Here is a 5,616-nt window from a genome sequence, read left to right as displayed (position 1 = left end):
AACGATCGGCATCGTCTACCAGGGACTCGGCATGGGCGATCGGGCGACCTCGTTCCTGAAGCGAGCGCTGGCGCTGTCGGAGTCGGAGTTCGGCCCGGACAGCCTCGAGTGCGCGGAGGTCCTTCACGCCATCGGGGGAATCGAGAACCACAAACGGGCCCTCCGAATCCGCCAGAAGCTTTTGCGACCGGACGATCCAAGAATCGCGCGGAGCTACTGGCACCTCGGGCTTACCCGAAGCGTCCTCGGGGACCCGGAGGGCGAGGCCGACCTCGAACGGGGACTCCGGATCGCCGAGACGTCCTCACCTCCCGACGATCAGACGCACCTGTTCATCCTGAACGACCTCACGCATCCGGCCTCCAGGCGCGGAGAGTACGCGCGCGCGATCGAGCTGATGCGAGAAGCGCTGGCGCTGCGGGAGCGGATCTACCACTCGGATCATCCCGACATGCTTCAGGGCCGGCTGGGTCTCGGATGGGCGCTGCTCCTCGCGGGGCGGTTGGAGGAGGCGTCGACCTACATCGATCAGCCGGCGATCGACAGGCTCGAGCGGGTCGTGGGGCCGACCGCGCTGAGCGTCGCCACGGCGATCCACTCTCTTGGCGAGCTCCAACGCCGGCGGGGACAGCTCGACAGCGCCCGTCAGACGATCGAACGCTCGATGGGGATCTACGCGGCGACCCTCGGCCCGGACGATGCCGGTTTCATCGACCCGCTGACCTCCCTCGGGCTCGTGGATGAGGCCCAGGGGCGCACTCAAGATGCGATTCAAAATCTCGGGAGGGCTGCCGCGATCCTGGCGAAGTGGCCGGGAGTTTCCTCCCTCGATCCTCGACCCGATTACGCCCGGCTCCTCCGCAAGGTCGGCCGCAACGCCGACGCCGAGGAGGTTGAGCGGCAGATGCGGTCGTCGGTCACCGCACCGTAGGAGTTGTGTTGGTTCGTGCTTCCGCCGTCGTTGATGGGGTTGGGGGGATGCCCATGAACGAGAAACTTTGTCGGCTCCTGTTGTTCGTGGCCGCCCTGCTCGCGGCTCTTCCGGCCGCAGCCCAGACCACCGGGCAGATCGTCGGGATCGTCCGCGTCAAAGGGGGGGCGCCGCTCGAGGGGGTCGCGATCCGCGCGACCGGCCCCGCCCTGCAGGGAGAACGGAGCGCGATCACGGGGGCCGACGGACGCTACTTCCTCCCCGTGCTGCCGCCAGGATCCTACGCGCTGGAAGTTTCCGGACCGGGGTACGTCGGCGTGCGGCTCGAGGAGGTCGAGGTGCTCCTCGGCCGGACGACCGTCGCGGACGCGGTCCTCTCCGCGGGGACGCTTTCCGAGTCCGTGACGGTAATCGTCGAGCCCTCGCTCGTCGACGCGACCGGCGCCGACACGGGGGTGGTGGTTTCCCGGCAGGTCCTCGACCGGCTCCCCCTCGTCACGCGCGATTACCGGGAGCTCGCGAAGCTCGTCCCTTCGGTGACCGGCACCGACGTCAACATGACGACGGGGCGGGGACCGGGCTCGCCGTCATTCCGGGGCGAGGGCCAGTACGGGGACAACTACCTCGTCGACGGTCTCACCGGTCGCGACCCCACGGAGTACACCCCCGGAACGCCGATCCCGATCGGCGCGATCGAGGAAGTCCAGCTCGTCGCGGACGGCTTCGCCCCCGAATACGGCCAGGTCCTGGGCGGCCTCATGAACGTGATCACCCGGTCGGGATCGAACGACTTCGAAGGCCAGGCGTCGTACATCTACACCTCCGACAGTCTCGCCAACGACGCCGACCCGACGATCCTCGCCCAACCCGTCGGCTCGCACGACATCTCGCCGCGCTTCGACGTCGGCGGGCCGATGATCAAGGATCGGCTCTGGTACTTCGCATCGGTCGACGGCGTGGACGTCGCGACGACCTTCGCCGATTCGGATCTGGCCGGCGTGGGCACGCTTCCCGGCGGGACGCAGGACGCCTCGGGGTTCACGGGATTCGTGAAGCTGACCGCGGCGCTCACCTCGAACCAGAACCTCTCGGCCAACTACACCCGCCAGGACGTCGAGACGACGGGTCTCGGCGCCGCCACCGCCGCCCCGGAAGCGCGACAGGAGCAGGACGTGCTCGCCGAGCGGGTGCGCGTCAACTACCAGGCGATTTTCGGCGCGAACACCGTCCTCGAGCTCAAGGGTGGGTTCTCCCGCAACCGGACGACGACGCGCCCGAGCCGCACCGACGACGTCGCCTCGTGGGAGGTCGTGAGCTACGGCGTGTTCCTGAACAACGCCCAGTCGTACGGCGAGACCCGGCAGGAGCGGATCGACCTCGCCGCCGTCGTCTCCCACGTCTGGAATCCCGGCGGCCGTCTCGGAAGCCATCAGTGGAAGTTCGGGATCGAGCACCACCTCCCCGAGTCGAACTCGGGAGGGCGCATGACGGGAGCGGCCGACGACGTGATCGCCACGGGCCAGAACCCGATCGCGGCGGACTTCGGTCTTCCCGACTCCTTCGACGGCGGCACGAAGGTCCAGACGGCGGCCGTCGATGCCGTCGGCGGCACGATCCTGACTCCGGTCGGTTTGAACGAGTTCCGCTCTCTCGGCGCGGTGGAGAACACCCACCGCGAGTGGGGCGTGTTCGTCCAGGACCAGTGGCGCAAGGGACGTTGGGCGGTGATGCTCGGCGTCCGCGCGGACAGCCAGGAGAGCACGAACGACACCGGAGCCGTGTTCTCGAAGTTCCGGTTCGGGGACGCCCTCGCGCCCCGCGCCAGCGTCGCGTACGACTTCTCGGGCAAGGGAAGTTCCGTCCTGAAGGGCGCCTGGGGGCGTTTCTACGACGTCAATGCCCTGGCGTACAGCGGGTTCGCCAACACGCAGGGGCCCTTCTCGCTGCGCACCTACCAGTGGATCGGTGCCCCGGCCGACGAGGACTTCCGGAATCACGTCGACGACGGCTCGGCCTACGACATCCACAACCCCGCGAACTGGGCCTTCTCGTTCGAGCAGTCCACGCTGATCCCCTTCGATTACAGCGGGGTGAAGCGCCCGCAGGGGGCCGACCGCTGGCTGCTGGAGTACGACCAGCTCCTTCCCCACGACCTGGCTCTCAAGATCCGGTACGTCGATCACGAGTCGCGCGGTCTCATCGAGGACATCAACTCCCTGGATCCGGCGACCTTCTTCCGCTTCGTCGTCCAGAACACCGATCTCAAGCGTCGGGACTACACCTCCCAGGAGATCGAGCTCACCGGCAGGCCCTGGCGGAACCTCTCGCTCGGTGCGTCGTACGTCCACTCGAGATCGCGGGGCACCGACATCGGGCAGTTCGAGGGATCGGGGTTCCTGGGCAACCTCGGCTCCACCAACTACGTCGGCGTCTATCTCGACCGCCCACCGTCCGATCCCGGCTTCTGGTGCACGTTCTTCGGACCGGGCTGCCTTCCTCCCGACTGGAATCCCACCGACCCGCGACTCGACTTCAACAACGACGATCGGGTGGATCAGGTCGACTACGACCTCGTGATCCAGAACCTGTTCTCGGGGCTCGGCAGCACGCAGACCGACGACGGCTGGTACGGGCCCCTCGCCTACTCCGTCGAAGATCTCGTCAAGGTGTACGGACGGCTCGATCTGCCCGACTGGGGGAACGTCTTCCTCGGCTGGTTCTTCCAGTGGGGCTCGGGGTATCCCATGAGCCGCCGCAGCTTCGTCGACGCCTACGGCGACTTCCTCGGCTTTTCGGACACGCCGCACTACGAGTTCGTCGGCGACTGCAACTCGTTCGACGACTGCGAGGCGACGCTGGTGACCGGCCCGGAGGAGCAGGGGCTCTCCCGTGGTTCCGTCGGCATGCCCAGTTTCTGGAACCTGGACCTCAGCATCGGCAAGGTGTGGCAGACCCGGCGCCGGGTCGGGATCGAGATCCGCGCCGACATCCTGAACGTGTTCGACAACCAGACCGTGCTGACGATCCAGGATCGATCGACCGACACCTACGGCCAGCCGCTCAGCCGGCAGGCGCCGCGTTCGATGCGGCTCTACGGAACTGTGAGGTTCTGAGAGGAGAGGGATGATCCGCGGTCCCGACGAGCTCGTGCTGGACCTCGCCCGCTGCGTTCTCGACGGGAAGGCCCTCGACTGGGCGGCGGAATGGACCGAAGAGTCCGAAGTCCTCGAAGGGATGGAGCGACTGGAGCCTCTCCTCCGCGCGACGAACGCCATCGACGGCTTGAACCACGCGGTCCCCGACTTCCGACTTCTTCGGATACTGGGCAGCGGTGAAATCGGGGTCGTTTACGAGGCGGAGCAGCGGGATCCACCCAGGAGCGTGGCGCTCAAGGTGATTCGAGGCGGAGCGCACCTCTCTTCCGGCGTGCTGAGACGGTTCCAGAAGGAAACGCGTGACCTGACGCGCCTCCAGCATTCCGGGATCGCCGCCTTTTACGAAACCGGTCCCACCGACAGCCTGTTTCCCTGCTTCTGCATGGAACTCGTGCGCGGGGAAACGCTCGCGGCGTGGATCCGCGGACGTCCGCCAGGACCGATGGAACCGGCTGAGCTGAAGCTGCGCCTCGGCCTCTTCGGGAAGATCTGCGCCGCCGTCGCCTACGCCCACCAGCAGGGGGTGATCCATGGCGACCTGACGCCTGCGAACGCGCTCATCCCGCAGCCCGAGAAATCGTCCTCGATGGGGGACTCCGTGCCGGACGTGAAGCTCCTCGACTTCGGCATGGCCCGAATCACCCGAGCCGACCTTCCGATCGAAACTTCCCCGAACGTGTTTGCGCGCGCAATGGGCGCGCTGCCGTACACCTCCCCCGAACGCGCGCTCGGAAGCACGGAAGATGTCGACCTCCACACGGACGTGTATTCGTTGGGTGCGGTGCTGTACCACATGGTGACGGGGCGGCCGCCCTACGACTTCTCCGACAGCGGGATCATGGAGATCGTGCGGATCCTTCGGGAGGAGTCACCTCCAAGCGTCTCCGCGCGCTTCGACGGTACGCACCGGCTCGACGCGGACGTGACGACGATCGTCGAGACCTGCCTCGACAAGGACCCTTCGCGTCGATATCCATCCGCGGTAGAGCTCGAGGAGGACATCCGCCGATACCTGAACGAACGGCCGGTCCTCGCGCGCCCTTCGAGCATCGCGTACCGGATCCGGAAGTTCGCGATCCGTCCCACGGGCCTGTCGAGCGTCGCGATGACGAAGGTCGTGCGGGCGATCGGGATCGCGAGACGGTGGCGGCAGGCCCGCCAGGAGGCCGAGACGGCGAAACGGGTGTCGAGGGTCGTCGAGACGTTGCTCGTGGTCGACGATCGCGCGGGGACGCGGGACGCGACGACCCCGACGCTCGAGGTGCACGACGCGAAGACGGTACGGATCGATCGGCTGCAAGGAGAGCGCTCGCGGCACGACTCCCCGCGTCGCAGTTGCGCGTCGATCGTGGTGGAGCGAGTCGAGTACGCGCGAAGGCTCGACGAGTTGGCGCACCTGCTGCGACGAATCGGTCGGGACGAGGAAGCCGACCGGCTGGCTGCGAGGGCCGCCGCGAGTAGGCAGAGCAGCGCGCTCGAACCTGACGCGCGGCTCGGCACGACGAGGCCCTGGAGGAGGATCAACGAATG

Annotated in this window: 3 protein-coding genes; all 3 read left to right on the top strand. The window is 67.3% G+C overall.

Annotated features, from left to right (window positions below):
* The coding region (locus tag VF139_09910) for a tetratricopeptide repeat protein (protein ID HEX6851708.1) at nt 1–931 on the top strand (931 nt) is incomplete at its 5' end.
* A gap of 53 nt (nt 932–984) precedes the next feature.
* The gene (locus tag VF139_09905) at nt 985–4,044 is read left to right on the top strand and encodes a TonB-dependent receptor (GenBank protein ID HEX6851707.1); all 3,060 of its coding nucleotides are present in this window, start codon (nt 985–987) and stop codon (nt 4,042–4,044) included.
* A 10-nt stretch (nt 4,045–4,054) separates the two neighbouring features.
* On the top strand, nt 4,055–5,616 hold a 1,562-nt coding region (locus VF139_09900), incomplete at its 3' end, for a serine/threonine-protein kinase (GenBank protein HEX6851706.1).

The sequence above is a fragment of the Candidatus Polarisedimenticolaceae bacterium genome, from assembly GCA_036376135.1.
Lineage (GTDB): Bacteria > Acidobacteriota > Polarisedimenticolia > Polarisedimenticolales > DASRJG01 > DASVAW01.
Note: the sequence above shows the minus strand (reverse complement) of the source record. Positions and strands in the feature narration are given on the sequence as shown.

Coding starts and splice junctions, on each gene's coding strand:
- VF139_09905 (HEX6851707.1), top strand. CDS start 985: ATGAACGAGAAACTTTGTCGGCTCCTGTTGTTCGTGGCCGCCCTGCTC.